The organism is Cobetia sp. AM6 (assembly GCF_009617955.1).
GTDB lineage: Bacteria > Pseudomonadota > Gammaproteobacteria > Pseudomonadales > Halomonadaceae > Cobetia > Cobetia amphilecti.
Window position 1 is genome coordinate 4,214,224 of record NZ_AP021868.1, and the last position, 15,773, is coordinate 4,229,996.

General features: G+C 61.8%; 12 protein-coding genes. 4 read left to right on the forward strand and 8 right to left on the reverse strand.

All coding sequences use genetic code 11. The features are described 5' to 3' along the window. Nucleotides 1–11: 11 nt before the first annotated feature. Both CLAM6_RS17665 and CLAM6_RS17670 read right to left on the reverse strand, forming a co-directional pair. Nucleotides 12–695, reverse strand: a complete 684-nt coding sequence (locus CLAM6_RS17665; RefSeq protein WP_043331668.1) for a LuxR C-terminal-related transcriptional regulator — start codon at nucleotides 693–695, stop codon at nucleotides 12–14. A gap of 582 nt (nucleotides 696–1,277) precedes the next feature. Continuing rightward, a complete protein-coding gene (locus CLAM6_RS17670) occupies nucleotides 1,278–1,916 on the reverse strand; it encodes a LuxR C-terminal-related transcriptional regulator (protein WP_172978732.1) in 639 nt (212 codons plus the stop codon). A gap of 482 nt (nucleotides 1,917–2,398) precedes the next feature. Between CLAM6_RS17670 and rdgB the strand changes: the two genes are divergently transcribed. The 4 genes from rdgB (at nucleotide 2,399) to CLAM6_RS17690 (ending at nucleotide 6,903) form a co-directional block, all read left to right on the forward strand. Next, on the forward strand, nucleotides 2,399–3,019 hold the full coding sequence (rdgB, locus tag CLAM6_RS17675; RefSeq protein WP_131431073.1) for an RdgB/HAM1 family non-canonical purine NTP pyrophosphatase: 621 nt from the start codon (nucleotides 2,399–2,401) through the stop codon (nucleotides 3,017–3,019). Then, a complete protein-coding gene (gene hemW / locus CLAM6_RS17680; protein ID WP_043331665.1) occupies nucleotides 3,019–4,218 on the forward strand; it encodes a radical SAM family heme chaperone HemW in 1,200 nt (399 codons plus the stop codon). The genes rdgB and hemW overlap by 1 nt, the downstream gene beginning before the upstream one ends. An 85-nt stretch (nucleotides 4,219–4,303) precedes the next feature. Continuing rightward, nucleotides 4,304–4,966, forward strand: a complete 663-nt coding sequence (locus CLAM6_RS17685) for an OmpA family protein (RefSeq protein WP_043331663.1) — start codon at nucleotides 4,304–4,306, stop codon at nucleotides 4,964–4,966. A 227-nt stretch (nucleotides 4,967–5,193) separates the two neighbouring features. Continuing rightward, nucleotides 5,194–6,903 carry a 23S rRNA (adenine(2030)-N(6))-methyltransferase RlmJ gene (locus CLAM6_RS17690; RefSeq protein ID WP_153636735.1) on the forward strand — a complete coding sequence of 570 codons (1,710 nt, stop codon included), beginning with the start codon at nucleotides 5,194–5,196 and terminating at the stop codon, nucleotides 6,901–6,903. A gap of 174 nt (nucleotides 6,904–7,077) precedes the next feature. Here the strand turns inward: CLAM6_RS17690 and CLAM6_RS17695 are convergent, their stop codons facing one another. From CLAM6_RS17695 to rpmH, 6 genes are all read right to left on the reverse strand, one after another. Beyond that, nucleotides 7,078–8,895 carry an ABC transporter ATP-binding protein gene (locus CLAM6_RS17695; protein ID WP_225347451.1) on the reverse strand — a complete coding sequence of 606 codons (1,818 nt, stop codon included), beginning with the start codon at nucleotides 8,893–8,895 and terminating at the stop codon, nucleotides 7,078–7,080. Further along, nucleotides 8,892–10,787: an ABC transporter ATP-binding protein gene (locus tag CLAM6_RS17700; RefSeq protein WP_153636736.1), complete on the reverse strand. Its 1,896-nt coding sequence runs from the start codon at nucleotides 10,785–10,787 to the stop codon at nucleotides 8,892–8,894. The genes CLAM6_RS17695 and CLAM6_RS17700 overlap by 4 nt, the downstream gene beginning before the upstream one ends. Nucleotides 10,788–10,938: 151 nt before the next feature. Further along, the gene (gene mnmE / locus CLAM6_RS17705; RefSeq protein ID WP_153636737.1) at nucleotides 10,939–12,357 is read right to left on the reverse strand and encodes a tRNA uridine-5-carboxymethylaminomethyl(34) synthesis GTPase MnmE; all 1,419 of its coding nucleotides are present in this window, start codon (nucleotides 12,355–12,357) and stop codon (nucleotides 10,939–10,941) included. A 209-nt stretch (nucleotides 12,358–12,566) separates the two neighbouring features. Beyond that, entirely contained in the window at nucleotides 12,567–14,231 is a 1,665-nt protein-coding gene (gene yidC, locus CLAM6_RS17710; RefSeq protein WP_054556376.1) for a membrane protein insertase YidC, read from the reverse strand. A gap of 119 nt (nucleotides 14,232–14,350) precedes the next feature. Beyond that, a complete protein-coding gene (rnpA, locus tag CLAM6_RS17715; protein ID WP_052384306.1) occupies nucleotides 14,351–14,740 on the reverse strand; it encodes a ribonuclease P protein component in 390 nt (129 codons plus the stop codon). Between the two features lie 11 nt (nucleotides 14,741–14,751). Next, on the reverse strand, nucleotides 14,752–14,886 hold the full coding sequence (gene rpmH, locus CLAM6_RS17720) for a 50S ribosomal protein L34 (RefSeq protein WP_043331656.1): 135 nt from the start codon (nucleotides 14,884–14,886) through the stop codon (nucleotides 14,752–14,754). Nucleotides 14,887–15,773: the final 887 nt, after the last annotated feature.

Here is a 15,773-nt window from a genome sequence, read left to right on the forward strand (position 1 = left end):
GCCCCGACCGTTCACGACATCTGTGCTCTGCGAGCGATGCGTGGGGTGCGCGAGACAGGCATTGCCAGGTTCTGACGTGCCCAGTTCATGGCCTGAATGCGGTTATGCACCTTGATCTTGCGGAAGATGTTGTAGAGATGTGACTTGACCGTGTGTTCACTGACGAACAGCTGGTCAGCAATCTCGGTATTCGAGGCACCCGTGCCCAGCAAGCCGATGATTTCCACCTCACGCTGGGTCAGACCACAGACCGGGCGATAGGCGTTGAGCTGCTGACGGCGATAGAAATCCAGCAGGCGGGTCATCAGCGGTCGGGACATCCACATGTCGCCTTCCAGCAGTTTCGCGATGCCCTTGCTGATCAGTGAGAGGCTGTCCTGTCGGTAGAACACGCCTTGAAGATGGGTGCTGACCAGCAGGCTGGCAGCTTCCTCTTCATCACTGATGTTGATAGCGGCCAGCTCTGCGCTGGCATCCTGGCTGGCATCTGCATCCCAGCGTTGCATCGTGCCTTCATCGACGTGGTCGGTGTCCAGCAGCACTATCGTTCTTTCTGCCTGCCCGGGTGTGTAATCCTCGTCGGGGCTTGCGGAAGCCACCTGACACTCAAGCTGCTGGCGAATGTAATCCATGAAAAGCGCTGACTGCGGATTGCAGTCAGTCACCAGCAGCACCATTGCGTTCCCTGTAATCATGGTGCGAGACCTCTGAGTTGTCGTACCGATTTTTCTTGGCGGAGCCATATCTGAAGTGTGGTTGGGTGAGTCGTGTAGCACTGCACTCATTCACGTCGGGCATTACGCGCTGAGCACCTTTATAGGATTGCGCGATAGTGGGGATAAGGCAACCTCTAATCAGTACTTGCTAAAATAACCAGTTTATCCTTCCCCTCCAGTCCTGATTTGACCCAGAAAAAGAATAGGAAAAACAGTACGTAAACCTGATGAAATTAGCGCCGGTCATGATGACCCTTCTCGAGAGTGCAATGAAAACCAGACCTTTGCGCTTTTTTTACCAAGCTTTTCACTGGTTCAAAGGTACCACAGATCTAATGCTTGAAGGCTTCTCTTTAATGTCATTATGTAACTGGGCTTGTCTTTTTGTATCCCCGCATTCGAGGGGTGTCAGGAATGCGACGCAGTACTGCGCATGAGTCATTTCACTCTTGAAAAGTGAAGCGCTTACTACGCGTAGCCGACGTGAGACATGCTCTGTCGCTGTGGTGACCTCACAGATCCAACTGCTGGAAGAGATGCTCGTCCAGCGTCACCTGAGCCTCAGGATTCCGGCTCCGTCGTGCGCTTGGGGATGTAAAGGTTGAGGTGCTCGTGGGCCCACTGGATCGCCTGATGGCGGTTGTGGACTCTGATCTTGCGAAAGATGTTATATAAATGAGACTTCACGGTGTGCTGGCTCAACATCAATCTATGCGCGATATCTGCATTACTTTGCTGTGACGCTATGAGTGACAATATTTCCAGTTCTCGTTGTGTCAGTCCCATGACAGGCTGGAAGGCAATCTGTTGTTGTTGACGATAATGACGAATCAACGTCTGCATGATATTGCGAGTCAGCCAGTTTTCATTCTCGAGTATCTTGCCGATACCCTTGCTGATTTGTTCAAGGCTGTCCTGGCGATAGAAGATCCCGCTGAAAGGAATATTCAGAAGTAGTGAGATGGCATCGTCTTCATGTTCGACATTGAAGGCAGCGATCTTGTCGATATGGCTCCATCGCATCATCTGGGTCAGACTGCACTGGGTGCTGTCGATCAGCACCAGGCTGGGAGATGACGGCAGTGGGGCTTCATGGTGGCAGGCCTCGACGACACATTTCAGTGTCTCTTGCAGGTACTCGACGAACAGTTCGGTCTGCGGTGAAGGGCTTGTCACGAACAGGACTCTGGTAGCAGTCATGGGGCGCTCCTGTCGCAAGCGTTTTGGGGGGCTCATCATCAGCAGGCTGAGGCGGAGACATGAATCCACGGTGATTCGATGGTTGTCTTGAAGTCTAGTCGAGTGACACCTGGGGGCTGGCGCTGCGCATAGTGTTAGATGGCATAACGCCCATTTCTTTTATTTCCCACTTAAAGGCTATACAAAACATCGAGTTACGGGTTTTTTTCGGTTGATGTTTACTTGCTTGAGCCGCGAGGCACAGACAAATCCTGCACAGGCATTAGCCCGCGCTGAGGCAGATAGCCTGTATCGGCCTGTCAGTCTTCAAGTTGAGCACATGAGTGACATCGGCCCATGACACCATGGATCTCAGTCGTGCCTGGCGCAGACCCCTCGCGTGTACGCACCGGACTCACGCGCTAGAATGGGGTGCTGCAAGCGCCTCGCCCGTGTGACTCACACGCGGCCGCATTCTCGTTGTTCCTACCCCGGAGATTCACATGTCCGCTTCTTCTCTCGTACTGGCCAGTGGCAATGCCGGCAAGCTACGTGAATTTTCCCACTTGCTCGCACCGCTGGGGATCGAACCGATGCCTCAAGGGCAGCTGGGAGTGAGTGACGCCGAAGAGACAGGGCTGACCTTCGTCGAGAATGCGTTGATCAAGGCGCGCCACGCCGCAGAGGTCACCGGCCTGCCGGCGCTGGCCGATGATTCCGGGATCGAAGTCGATGCGCTGGGCGGGGAGCCGGGCATCTATTCCGCACGCTTTGCCGCGCGGCGTCAGCAAGGTAGCGGTGATGGTGACAACAACGCCGCCCTGTTGGCAGCGCTTGAGGGCGTGCCTGAGCAAGCGCGTACGGCGCGCTACTGGTGCGTGCTCGTCTATCTGCGCCATGCGGCAGACCCGGTGCCGATCATCGTTCAGGCCAGTTGGGAGGGACGTGTCCTTGACGCGCCACAAGGCGAGGGTGGCTTCGGCTATGACCCGCTTTTCTGGCTGCCGGAGCATGGCATGACCGCCGCGGCCCTGGATGCCGAGACCAAGAACCGTCTCAGCCACCGGGGACGTGCGATGCAGCAGTTGCTCGAGGCGCTTGCAGCGCAGAGCGGTCAGGCGTGATGTCCGCCGCGAACCTGCCGCCTCTGTCGCTCTATATTCACGTGCCGTGGTGCGTGCGCAAGTGCCCTTACTGTGACTTCAACTCCCACGGGGTCGGGCGTGATGCCGGCTTGCCTGAAGAGGAATACATCACGGCACTGCTGGCCGATCTCGATCAGGACCTGCAGTTGCTGCAGGGCCAGCCCGAGCGTGAATTGCACAGCATCTTCATCGGCGGCGGCACGCCGAGTCTGCTGAGCGGGGCGGCTTACCAGCGACTGTTCGATGGCCTGCGGGCGCGCATGACGTTCTCTGCCGACTGCGAGGTCACGCTGGAGGCCAACCCCGGCACACTGGAGCAGGGCCGCTTTGCCGCCTATCGTGCCGCCGGCATCAATCGCTTGTCATTGGGCGTGCAGACCTTCCAGCCGGAGCAGCTCGAGGTGCTGGGGCGCATCCACTCCGCTGAAGAAGCCGGGCGCGCGGTGGCCAGCGCACGGGCGGCGGGCTTCGACAATTTCAATATTGATCTGATGCATGGCCTGCCGGGCCAGACATTGGAGACCGCGCTGGATGATATCCGGCGTGCGCTGGCACTCAAGCCGACCCATCTGTCCTGGTATCAATTGACGCTGGAGCCGAATACCGAGTTCTATTCGCGCCCGCCGGTACTGCCGGAAGATGATCTGCTGTGGGATATCCAGGATCACGGTCACGCCGAGCTGGAGGCTGCCGGTTTCCGTCGTTACGAGATTTCCGCCTATGCCCTTGAAGGGCGCAGCGCGCGTCATAACCTCAATTACTGGAAATTCGGTGATTACCTGGGCATCGGAGCGGGCGCGCACGGCAAGTTGACGTTGTTGAAGACCGACTCGGCAGGGAACTTGAACGGCGAGTTGCAACTCCAACGCCGTTGGAAAAGTCGTCAGCCTGAAGCGTACTTGCGCAGGATGCAGGACCCTCGCGGGTTCGTGGCGGGTCAGCAGGAAATTGACCGCGATGAGCTGGCGCTGGAGTTCATGATGAATGCACTGCGCTTGACCGGGGGTGTCAGCTTCGAGGATCTGCGTCGCACGACCGGGCTGGATCGCGAGGCATTGGAGCCGGGCCTGAGCCAGGCGCGCTCGCGCGGGCTCATCGTTGAGGATGACGTGCTGTTGCGCGCCACGCCGCAGGGCTTATTGTTCCTCAATGACCTGCTGGCCATGTTCGACACCTGATTGATCAGGCATTATCGGAGGCATGACGATTATTTGCGCAATTGTCGTCTTGCCTTTAATGAGTGTGTAGATAGGGAGCGTTACCATGAAGAAGTCTGTACTCCTGGCCCTGCCGTTGGCAGCCGCCGTCGCGATGGCGGGTTGTTCCACGACCAACCCGTATACCAATGAGCAGCAGACCTCCAGTGCGGCGAAGGGTGCCGGCATCGGTGCGGTCGTCGGCGCAATCGCCGGGGCGACCAAGAGTGGTAACCATCGTCTCGACAAGGCGCTGATCGGCGCCGCTGCGGGTGCCGCCGCGGGCGGTGGTATCGGCTATTACATGGATGTTCAGGAAGCCAAGCTGCGTGATCAGCTGCAGGGCACCGGTGTCAGCGTGACCCGTGTCGGCGACCAGATCATCCTCAACATGCCGTCCAACGTCACCTTCGGCTCCGACTCCAGCACCCTGTCCGGCCAGATTCAGCCGGTCATGGATGGCGTCATCACCGTGCTCAAGGAATACGACGAGACTCGCGTCAACATCGCGGGCTATACCGATTCCACCGGTGCCAGCAATTACAACCAGAACCTGTCCGAGCTGCGTGCCCAGGCCGTCGGCAACTATCTGGCCAGTGGTGGCATCGCCTTCAACCGTCTGAACATGCGCGGTTATGGTGAAGCCAGCCCGGTGGCATCCAACGACACCGCCTCCGGGCGCGCCCAGAACCGTCGCGTCGAGATCACGCTGACGCCGATGGAAAGCTGAGACCCATCAGCTGTCATGGCGACATGACGGTGAATGACCACGAGGCCTGCGCATTTGCGTGGGCCTCGTTGCTTGGCAAGCACGGCTTTTGGGGTGACAAGTGATCATCTCTGCTATCCTTCAGCCCCTTCGGCGGCCTTGTCTGGTTTTCCTCTCGTCGCCGCCCCCCGATTTCTATCTGCTGCCTCGCTGGATGTGGCAGATATCGCCGTATCAAGGAGGCGCTCTTGCTCGCCTATCAGCACGCCTATCACGCTGGCAATTTTGCCGACCTGCACAAGCACCTGCTCGCCACCACCCTGGCCGAGCAACTATTACGTAAAGAATCTCCTGTTACGTTTATCGATACTCACGCCGGTCGTGGCTGGTATCCGCTGGCGGCCCGCGAGACGGAACAGCTGCGCGAATACGAGCAGGGCGTTCTGCCGTTGTGGCAGGTGCGTGATCGCTGGTTGACCGATGCGGGTGAGCCGAAGACCCCGTCAGCTGACAAGCCGCTGGCTCGCTGGCTGTCACGTCTGGCGGACATGCAGCCGGATGCCGCCAAGGGCAGCGCCAGCGAGCTGAGCGTCTATCCCGGTTCGCCCTGGTGGCTGAGCCAGTCGCTGCGCCGCGGCGATCGCCTGTTGGCCTATGAGCTGCATCCGGGCGAGATCTACCACTTCGATCAGGCGCCGGTGCAGCGTGACAGCCTCGGCAAGGTCATGCGTCGTCAGCAGGATGGTCTGTCCGGTCTGTTGGCGGCCGTGCCGGTCACCACGCCGCGCGTCGCCGTGCTGATCGACCCCAGCTATGAGCTGAAGAATGATTATCGTGATGTCGCCGAGGTCGTGGTCGAGACCCTGCGCAAGTCACGTCATGCCACCATCATGATCTGGTATCCGCTGCTGCCGGCGGGGCGTCAGCATGATCTGCTCGAGCGTCTCAAGAAGCATTCGCCGGCACCGATGTGGCGCAGTGAGCTGACGATCGATTCACCGGAAGGCGAGCACGGCATGTACGGCTCCGGCATGCTGGTGATCAATCCGCCGTGGCAGTTCGATCGTCAGTTCTCCACCGCCATGCAGGAAGTGGTCGAGGTGCTCAAGGGCGCGCTGCCGGCTCCGCAGTCGGTTGCCGTCGAGCACAAGGGCCTGTGGTGGCTGTCGGAGGAGGTCGCCCGCGAACGCAACGAGCCCAAGCCGATGCCGCGTGAGCGCCTGCTGTCGCTGCGCAAGCTCAACCAGAAGGTCAAGCGCGACAGCGATGTCGAGGTGACCCAGGCCAAGCCCAAGCGCGAGAAGCTCAAGCGCGGTGAAGGCTGGGCCAAGCCTCGCGTGCGCAATGACAGTGCGACGCCCAAGGCCAAGGGCAAGCGTCATTCCGCGACTGCCAAGCCCAAGACCAGCATCAAGGCGCAGGTCAAGGATGAGGTCCATGGGCATTCCGCGCCGAGCCAGAAGCGCGTCAGCGAGAAGCCTGCCGAGCGCAAGTCGACGGCCGCTGTCGAGCCGACTCGTCCGCGTGGCAAGGGCGAGACGGCAGGCAAGGGAGCGGGCAAGGATTCTGCCAGCTGGAGCGACTGGTCCTCCAGCGTGCCGGGTAAGGGCCGCCGCGAAGGCTCCACGCGGGTCAGCATGCGCAGCACGCCGGCGATTGGTCGTGATGGTCAGGTCAACCCGAACAGCACGACCAAACTGCCCAGAAAGTACGCGGCCAAGCAGCGTCCTGAAGACAACAAGGATGTCGGCAAGCCGCTGGATGCGCGTGAAGCGCGTGCCCTGCGTGAGAAGCAGGAAAGCAATGCCATGAGAGGCAAGGCTGCCAAGGGCGGCGCCAGCAAGGAAAGCTCTGGAAAGTCAGCAGCTGGCAAGACGAATTCAGGCAAGACAGCGCCTGCCAAGGACAGCTCTGGCAAGACTCAGAGCAACAAGCCACGCGGCCCGCGCAAGCCGTGATGGCTGAGGTGAACGCAGAACGCTGAGCGCCATATCAAGAGCTCGGACTGACAACGCCCCCATAGGCCATGCCTGTGGGGGCGTTTGCATTGTGGGTGTTTAGATAGTGGGGCGTCTAGATCGCGGGGCCCTTTGCATCGTGGGGTATTTGTATTGTCGGGGCCGTTGGCCTGATCAGTGTGCGATGTCTTCCCGCCATAGCCGCCGATAGAGGCCGGGTTCTGCCATCAGGGCATCGTGGGTCCCCAGCTGGGTGATGCAGCCCTGTTCCAGCACCAGCAGGCGGTCCGCATCACGCACCGTGGCAAGCCGGTGTGCCACCACGATCAAGGTCACTTCGCCACGCAGCTCATGCAGTGCCTGCTGCAACAGGGCTTCGGTATGGCTATCGATGCTGGCGGTGGCCTCATCCAGCAACAGCACGCGTGGTGTCGTGACCAGTGCACGTCCGAGCGCCAGCAATTGGCGCTCACCCGTGGAGAGACTGAGGCCGCGCTCGCCCAGCAGGGTGTCGAGCCCTAGCGGCAGACTATCGACCAGCGGCGTCAGATGCGCTTTGTGCAGAACCCGTGACAGGTGCTGCTGGCTGATTTCACGCCCCAGCAGCAGGTTGTCGCGCAGTGTCGTGGCGCGGATGAAGGGCTCCTGCGGGACGACGGCTATCGCGGTAGCGCGTTGTTGAGCCGACCACTCCATCAGCGGACGACCATCCAGCAGCAGCTGAGACGCCGGGGCAGGGCGCTGCCCGCTGAGCAGATCGAGCAGGGTGGACTTGCCGCTGCCCGTCGGGCCGACCACGCCGAGAAACTCACCGCTCTCGATGGCAAGCATCAGTCCATTGAGGGCCGGACCCTCCGCACCTTGGTGGTGGAAGGTCAGCTGCTCGAGTTGATAGTGACCACTCGCTATCACGGTGTTGTCCGAGTGCCGACGCGTGGCTGCCTGCGCTGTGCGCGTGTCTGGCTCAGGCGTCTCGCGTGGCCGGTCCAGGACCTCTTCCAGCCGGCCAGTCGCCACCAGCGCCGACTGGAAGACCTGCAGTCGCTGCGTGATCTGGATCAGGGGCTCGCTGATGCGCCCCAACCAGGCGATGAACGCGTAGAGCACTCCCAGTTCCGCACCGCCCCCCAGTTCGCGCAGCCCGAACACGGCGACCAGCGAGAGCGTGATCAGCATCGCCATCAGGTCGATGGCCGAACGCAACAGCAGCCCCGACACACGCACCGTGCGCATGCGCGCCTGATACTGGGAGACGTTGAGGTGGTGATAGCGCTGACTGAAGCGTTCGGTCTGGTCGCTTGCCTGCAGCACACTCATGCCGCCGATCGCCTCGGCGATTCTGGCATTCTGCAAGGCACGCAGGCGGCGCACCTCGCGTGCAGCGCGCCCGGAGAAGCGCTGATACAGCCAGATCATGCCGATGGAGAGCGGCACCAGCGCCGTCGCGATCATCGCCAGGGTGCCATCCATCAGGGCCATCGCCGACAGGATGCCGATCAACAGCACCACATTGCCGATCAGTGTCGCCAGCACCCCGATATACAGCTCCTTGAGCGACTCGGTGTCGTTGGTCACGCGGGCCACCAATTCACCGGCAGCGATATTGTCGAGGGTCGATAGTGGCTGGTGCAGCAGATGTGTGAAGACTCGCTCACGGATATCGCGCACGCTGGCGAGGGCCAGACGGGCAAAGCGCAGCTGCTGGAAATAGCGTCCGGCGGCGGCGCCCAGCTGGGTGATCACGTAGATGCCCACCAATCCGGCCAGGGCCTCGGGGGCGAGGTTGCCGGGAATCAGGTAGTCATCCAGATAGCGCTGGGTCAGCCACGGGCCAAGCACATCCAGTACGGTCGCCGCGATCAGGATCAACAGCGCGCGCAGGACCTCTGCGCGGCGCCTGCCCAGCGGTTGCCAGAGCAATGCCAGTCGCCGTCGGCTGAGCAGGCGAGTGCCGCTGAGGGTGTCGGGTCGTGTCGCGGCATCGTGGCTCATGAGCGCTCCGCCTTGGCATCGTCTTCGCGGTTGACCTGCTGGGCCTGCCATAGGCGCCAGTAGGCGCCGCGGGCGGCCAGCAGACTGGCGTGATCGCCCTGTTCCAGGATGCACCCGTCCTCGAGCACCAGGATCTGCTGGCAGGCCTGCACGGCAGACAGGCGATGGGAATTGATGATCAGCGTGCGCTTGAGGCCGTGATGATCGGGTTGCTGCAGGCGCGCGAGAGTCTTCAGCAGGGTGCGTTCGGTGACCTGGTCGACCGCCGACAGGGTGTCGTCCAGCAGCAGGATCGGCGCCTCGCTGAGCAGGCTGCGTGCCAGTGCCAGCCGCTGACGCTGGCCGCCAGAGAGCGTGATGCCTCGCTCACCCACCAGCGTTTCCAACCCCTGGGGGAGGCGGCGCAGATCTTCCTCGAAGGCTGCCGCGCGTAGTGCCTCTCGAATTCGCTCGTCGGAGGCCTCGGGGCAGGCGAGGGCGACATTGTCGGCTACCGAGAGCGCAAACAGGAACGGGTCCTGGGGGACCAGTGAGAACTGCTGGCGCCAGGCCGATAGTGTGTACTTACTTGCTTCTCTGCCACCGAGCGTCAAGACCCCTTGCTCAGGCGTCAGAGGCCAGCTGCGCGACAGCAGACGCAGCAAGGTGGACTTGCCACTGCCGGTCGCGCCGACGATCCCCAGACTGCCCCCTGCCGCCACCTGAAGAGAGAGGGGGCCAAGGGCACGTTGCTGGCTGCCCGGGTAGTGGAATTCATTGATCTCAAGGCATAGTGAATGGACACTTACCTTGTTCAGAGTGCCGCTGTCCTCAAGGGCTTCTGGCGCGGCGTGGAAGGTGGCCAGCCGCCGTGCGGCTGCCGCGCCGCGCTGCAGGATATTCAGGCACCAGCCAAGCGCGAACATCGGCCAGATCAGCTGCGCCAGATAGAGCGTGAAGCTGGTCAGTTGGCCCAGGGTGATGGCGTCATCCAGATAGCGCCAGCTACCCACACCCAGCGTCAGCAGCGTCGCCGCCGAGAGCGCAATGAACACCACCGGATCAAAGGCCGCCTCCAGCTTCTGGACGCGATAATCGACGGCTTCGGCGGCGGCGGCACGCTGCGAGAATCTTGCGCCTTCATCCTCCAGCAAGGCATGGCTTCTGAGCATGCGAATGCCGGCGAAGGCTTCCTGGGTCTGGTCATTCAGGTCCGAGAAGCGCTCCAGCGATTCGCGGAAACGCTCTCCGATCCTTCGCGAGATGCGTGCGAAGGCCCAGGCCATGAAGGGAAATGGCAACAGGGCGAGCAGCGTCAGTGGCACATCGATGGCGATCAGCATGATGCCGAGCACCAGCACGAAGGTCATGGCGCCATCGACGCTGGACAGCACGCCTTCCGCGGCGGCCATCTCCACGGCATCGATGTCCTGACTGGCGTGCGCCATCAGGTCTCCGGTGCGATGGCGCTGATAGAAGCCGGGGTCCAGGCGCGTCAGCTTGGCATGGAAGGCATCACGCTGCTCCGTCCCCAGCTGATAGGCGGTGCCGAACAGTGTCACGCGCCAGGCATAGCGCAGTGCATAGAGCGCAAGCCCTGCGCCTACCAGCCACAACAGGCGGCTCAGCAAGGCCTCGTGGTCCAAGCTGCCATCACGCAACGCATCGATGGTGGCGCCGATCGCCCACGGCAACAGCAGATTCAGCCCCGCGACCCCGATCAGGAACGCGATGGCCAGCAGATAGCGGGGCCAATGGCGGGTGAAGAAGTCGAGCAGCAGGTGGCGCAACGGGGCCTCGGGGAGAGGCCCGGTGCTCAGTTCATCGGCGGGGGCCGGCGGGGGAGAGGCGCTGGAGTCACGGGACTCGCGATGGGCATCCTGCGGTCTGTTCGATGTCGCGCGTCCCGCCATGTCGGCTCCCGGTCTGCCCCTGCCCGCCTCCGCCACTCGGAGGGGTCGGCAGAGGCAGTATAACGAGAGGGAGACAGCCAGACGCAAGCACTGTCGGCAAGAGAGGCCGGCTGCGGGCGAGAGTCAGCTCGGCGCGATCACTTCGGTGCGATCACTTGCCGATGCAGAAGCTGCCGAAGATTTCCCCGAGCAGATCATCGGCTGAAAATTCGCCGGTGATCTCGGACAGTGCCATCTGGGCGGCGCGCAGGTCTTCGGCCAGCAGCTCCCCGGCGCCGGCGCCATGCAGCTGGGCGTCGCCGTTGTCGAGAGATACGCCAGCGCGCTCCAGCGCATCCAGGTGGCGGCGGCGGGCGCTGAAGCGCCCCTCTGCGGTGCCGGTGAAGCCCATGATGTCCTTGAGGTGATCGCGCAGCGCATCGAGGCCCTGATTGTCGCGCGCCGAGATGCGCACCACGCTGGCCTGGTGGCGTGCCAGCTCGGCATCGCCATCCTGTGTTGCGGTGATGGCGGTCAACCCCGGCGTCTCGCCGCTGGTGTCGATCTTGTTGCGGACCAGCGTCAGGCGGGACGGGTCCGGCAGGCGCGCGACGAATTCCGGCCAGATCTCCATCGGGTCCGTCGCCGAGGTGGTCGCGGCATCGACCAGCAGCAGGACGCGGTCCGCCTTCTCGATCTCGTCCCAGGCGCGCTGCACGCCGATGCGCTCGACGGCGTCCGGCGTGTCGCGCAGCCCGGCGGTATCGATGATATGCAGTGGCATGCCGTCGAGATGGATGTGCTCACGCAGCACGTCGCGGGTGGTGCCTTCGATATCGGTGACGATGGCGGTGTCCTGCTCGGTCAGCGCATTGAGCAGGCTCGACTTGCCGGCATTCGGGCGGCCGGCGATCACCACCGTCATGCCCTCGCGCATCAGGGCGCCCTGGTTGGCAGCGGCTCGCACGCCTACCAGCTCGGCCTTGACTTCATCGAGGCGCGCCGCGACATGGCCGTCGGCCAGGAAGTCGATTTCCTCTTCGGGGAAGTCGATGGCGGCCTCGACGTAGATGCGCAGCTCGATCAGGCGCTGCACCAACGCGCTGACGCGCGTCGAGAACTCGCCCTTGAGCGAGCGCAGTGCATTCTCGGCCGCCGCGCGTGAGCTGGCGTCGATCAGGTCGGCGATGGCTTCGGCCTGGGCGAGATCCAGCTTGTCGTTCAGGAAGGCGCGCTCGCTGAATTCACCGGGGCGTGCCAGACGTGCGCCCAGCTGCACGCAGCGCTCCAGCAGCAGGTCCATGATCACCGGGCCGCCATGCCCTTGCAGCTCCAGCACGTCCTCGCCGGTGAAGGAATTCGGGCCCTGGAAGTAGAGCGCGATGCCTTCGTCGAGGGCGATGGGGTTGCCCTGGGTATCGAGTCCCATGAAGGGGCCATAGTGGGCACGGCGTGCCGGCGGGCATTGGCCCAGCATGGCCTGGGCGATGGCCTGACAGGCCGGACCGGAGACACGGATGATGCCGACGCCACCACGGCCGGGCGGAGTGGCCAGGGCCGCGATGGAGTCAGGCTGGTAGGCGGTAGACATGCACAAACCTCGGGCGCGAAGCCGGAATGAAGATGAAGGAGATGGCCGCTATTGTCGCGGCTGGAGGCCCGTGACAGCAAGCGGGGTGACGGGGAAGGCGCCTTGCGGCGGGAGTGTCGGCGCAGCCCTCGGAATCAGGGCCTGAAACGCCACGACCCCCGCCGAGGCGAGGGTCGTGGGTGAGTCATGTCAGGCGAACCTGAAAGGCATCATGCGCCTTTCTTGGTTGGCTCGGCATTCTCGATCTGACGAGTGATGACGTACTGCTGAGCGATCGACAGCGTGTTGTTGACGATCCAGTACAGCACCAGACCTGCCGGGAACCACAGGAAGAAGAAGGTGAAGACGATCGGCAGCATCTTCATGATCTTCGCTTGGGTGGGGTCCGGAGGCGTCGGGTTCAGCTGCTGCTGGATGAACATCGTCAGGCCCATGATGATCGGCAGGATGAACAGCGGGTCCTTCACTGACAGATCCTGGATCCACAGCATGAACGGCGCGTGGCGCAGTTCGACGGATTCCATCAGCATCCAGTACAGGGCGATGAAGACCGGCATCTGGATCACGATCGGCAGACAGCCCCCCAGCGGATTGATCTTCTCCGTCTGGTAGAACTTCATCATCTCCTGCGAGACCTTCTGGCGGTCGCTGCCGTACTTCTCCTTGATGCGCTGCATCTCGGGGCCCATCTTGCGCATCTTGGCCATCGAGCGGTACGCGGTCGCGGACAGTGGGAACAGCACGACCTTGACCAGAACGGTCAGCAGGATGATGGAGGCACCCCAGTTGCCGACCAGCGCGTGGATGTGCTCCAGCAGCCAGAACAGCGGGTTGGCCAGGAACCACAGCCAGCCGAAGTCGACGACCAGTTCCAGGTAGGGAGCGGTCGCTTCCAGCTGGTCCTGATCCTTCGGGCCGACGAACAGGGTCGCGCCGAGCTCAGCCTGCTGACCCGCGGCGATCTGGGTCGTCGGGCTCGCGAAGGCGGCGACATTGCGGTTCTGCTTGTCGACGTTGGCGTAGTAGAGGTTCTTCTGGTTGTCAGCCGGCACCCAGGCAGACACGAAGTAGTGCTGGATCATGGACACCCAGCCACCCTGGACGTCGACATTCTTGAAGCTGCCGTCCTGGATGTCTTCGAAATCGACCTTCTGGTAGTGGTTCTCTTCAGAAGAGAACGCCGCACCCAGATAGGACTTCATGCCCATGCCGCCACCGGAGGTCGGGTCCGCGCTGTTGTCACGGGCCAGCTGACCGATGAAGCGAGCATTGACCGGCTGCTGTGACTGGTTGTCCAGCAGGTAGTCGACCTTGATCTGGTAGCTGTCCTGGCTGACGGTGAAGCGCTTGATGACCGCAACACCATTGATGTCGGCCTTCAGGTCCACTTGCAGGCTGTCATCACCCTCGGCAAGGCTGTAGCTGTTGCTGTCGGCAGAGAAGGCGATACGGCCCTTGTGGCCATCCAGCTGCAGGCCGGACTTGGCCACGTAGCTGCGTGACTGATTGTCGGACAGCAGCACGAAGGGCGACTCGGAAGCGTTGTTCTGCTTGTGCTCGAGCAGCGCTGCATAGACCACGTCACCGCCCTGCGGATCGATACGCAGGTCCAGCACGTCAGTCTTGACTTCAATCAGGTTGTTGCTCGGGGTGCTTGCTGCGCTATCCGGCGTGGAGAGGCCGGTATCGCCATTGGCAGTCGTGCTGCTGCTTGGGGCTTCAAGGCCTTGCGCAGTGGCATTGGCGGCCTGAGAGGCAACCTGGGGAGCCTGTGTTTCCGCAGCCGGCTGGTCGTAGTCCTTGTTCCACTGGACCACCATCAGATAGGCGACAACCGCAAGCGGAATCACGAGGAGTAATCGTTTGACGTCCATGGTGTATACCCGTTGGAGGGTGAATCAATCTGGCGGGGAGTCAGATGAGTCCGGTCACGAACGGTAGGGCGTATAACGAAAAAAACGCCACATGCCGGACGCACCGGGCAGGTGTCGCGTCAGGCAGGTGGCGTTGACTTGGCCGCTTTCTGGCGTCTGGCGTCCTTCTCCAGACGAGCCCACATGCCGTCCAGCTGGCGATGCAGAGTCTCGTTGTCCAGCTCGGTCACGCCTCGCTTGGCCAGTACGACGATGTCGACGGCCGGAAGGCGCTGCTGGCGGAGGCGAATGGATTCGCGCGTCAGACGTTTGAGGCGGTTGCGATCTACGGCACGGCGCACGTTCTTCTTGCTGAACACCAACCCCAGGCGGGCATGTCCCAGGTCATTCGGACACGCCAGGGCCAGAAGCCCCTTGCCGTGTACCTTGAGGGTGGTGTGATCGAAGACGTGCCGGTAATCCCCGGCAGTCAGCAAGCGAAGCTGCCGGGGAAATCCCTGACGGGACATCCGGGCCTCGATCAGGCGCTCAGACGCTTACGGCCTTTCGCACGACGACGCTGGATGACCTCACGGCCACCTTTGGTCGCCATACGAGCACGGAAACCGTGTGTGCGCTTGCGCTTCAGGACGCTCGGCTGAAATGTGCGTTTCATAGCTGCTTCTTCCCACGTGGTTGTTTGGAAAAGGTCAACGAATGTTGCCCTGTATCCACATGAGGACAGGGCAGATTGGTCAGGGGCAGGGATTCTAGTGAATCTGCAAGTGGCTTGCAATGTCGCGTTGGAAGTTGTCCACAGCCCGTTCGCGGCATTTGACGACAGATATCGTCTACGCCGCCCGCCATATGGCGCTTCGTGTCTCACGCGGATCACGTGCAAGACAGGCCTTCGGGCACAAAAAAATTCGATTTGGCGTCCTTGAGCCTACAGGCACCGCTCGCCAGGCAAGCGATCAGCGCTTTTTCAGCGCTCAGTGGGGCTGAGTGATCGGCATCGCCCGCCATGGCGATGCGCGGGAAGGGTGCAAGTCCTGTGTTCGGTCGTGAGCCTCAAGGACTCGCGTTTCTGACGAGCGGTTGTGCACTTACGACCCTTGCGTGTCAGGCGCGCCGAAAAGTCGCAGTGGATAACCCGGGATTCTGCCGACGCGATCACAGCCCCTCACACCTCGCGTGATCCGAAGATCGCGGGGCTGCTGTCATTACTACAGAGAAGTAGTTCTGAATAACCAATAACTATTAAGGAAGGCAGTTGCTGTGGATAACCTGTTTTTTCCTATCTTGCTCAATTGCATGTCGATAGGACAGCTCTGGCGATAAGTGGTGGGCAACCTGCGTTCAGCCTGTGCATGGCCATGTGCATAACTGTCGTCTTGTCCACAGTCGAAATCTTGTGCGCGGATACTCCCCAGCCTGTCCCGATGCGGATACTTGAAGAATACCGATGTTGTCCACAGTGCTTTTTGCGGCAGATGTCGTGTGGATAACTCGTGGCTTGGCCTATACAATGGCCGCCCCTTCGACAACTGGATGTGAGGTCGC

Bases quoted from the DNA above. Each gene is read 5' to 3' on its own strand.
- CLAM6_RS17665 (WP_043331668.1), bottom strand. From the start codon at position 695: ATGATTACAGGGAACGCAATGGTGCTGCTGGTGACTGACTGCAATCCG.
- CLAM6_RS17670 (WP_172978732.1), bottom strand. From the start codon at position 1,916: ATGACTGCTACCAGAGTCCTGTTCGTGACAAGCCCTTCACCGCAGACC.
- rdgB (WP_131431073.1), top strand. From the start codon at position 2,399: ATGTCCGCTTCTTCTCTCGTACTGGCCAGTGGCAATGCCGGCAAGCTA.
- hemW (WP_043331665.1), top strand. From the start codon at position 3,019: ATGTCCGCCGCGAACCTGCCGCCTCTGTCGCTCTATATTCACGTGCCG.
- CLAM6_RS17685 (WP_043331663.1), top strand. From the start codon at position 4,304: ATGAAGAAGTCTGTACTCCTGGCCCTGCCGTTGGCAGCCGCCGTCGCG.
- CLAM6_RS17695 (WP_225347451.1), bottom strand. From the start codon at position 8,895: ATGAGCCACGATGCCGCGACACGACCCGACACCCTCAGCGGCACTCGC.
- CLAM6_RS17700 (WP_153636736.1), bottom strand. From the start codon at position 10,787: ATGGCGGGACGCGCGACATCGAACAGACCGCAGGATGCCCATCGCGAG.
- mnmE (WP_153636737.1), bottom strand. From the start codon at position 12,357: ATGTCTACCGCCTACCAGCCTGACTCCATCGCGGCCCTGGCCACTCCG.
- yidC (WP_054556376.1), bottom strand. From the start codon at position 14,231: ATGGACGTCAAACGATTACTCCTCGTGATTCCGCTTGCGGTTGTCGCC.
- rnpA (WP_052384306.1), bottom strand. From the start codon at position 14,740: ATGTCCCGTCAGGGATTTCCCCGGCAGCTTCGCTTGCTGACTGCCGGG.
- rpmH (WP_043331656.1), bottom strand. From the start codon at position 14,886: ATGAAACGCACATTTCAGCCGAGCGTCCTGAAGCGCAAGCGCACACAC.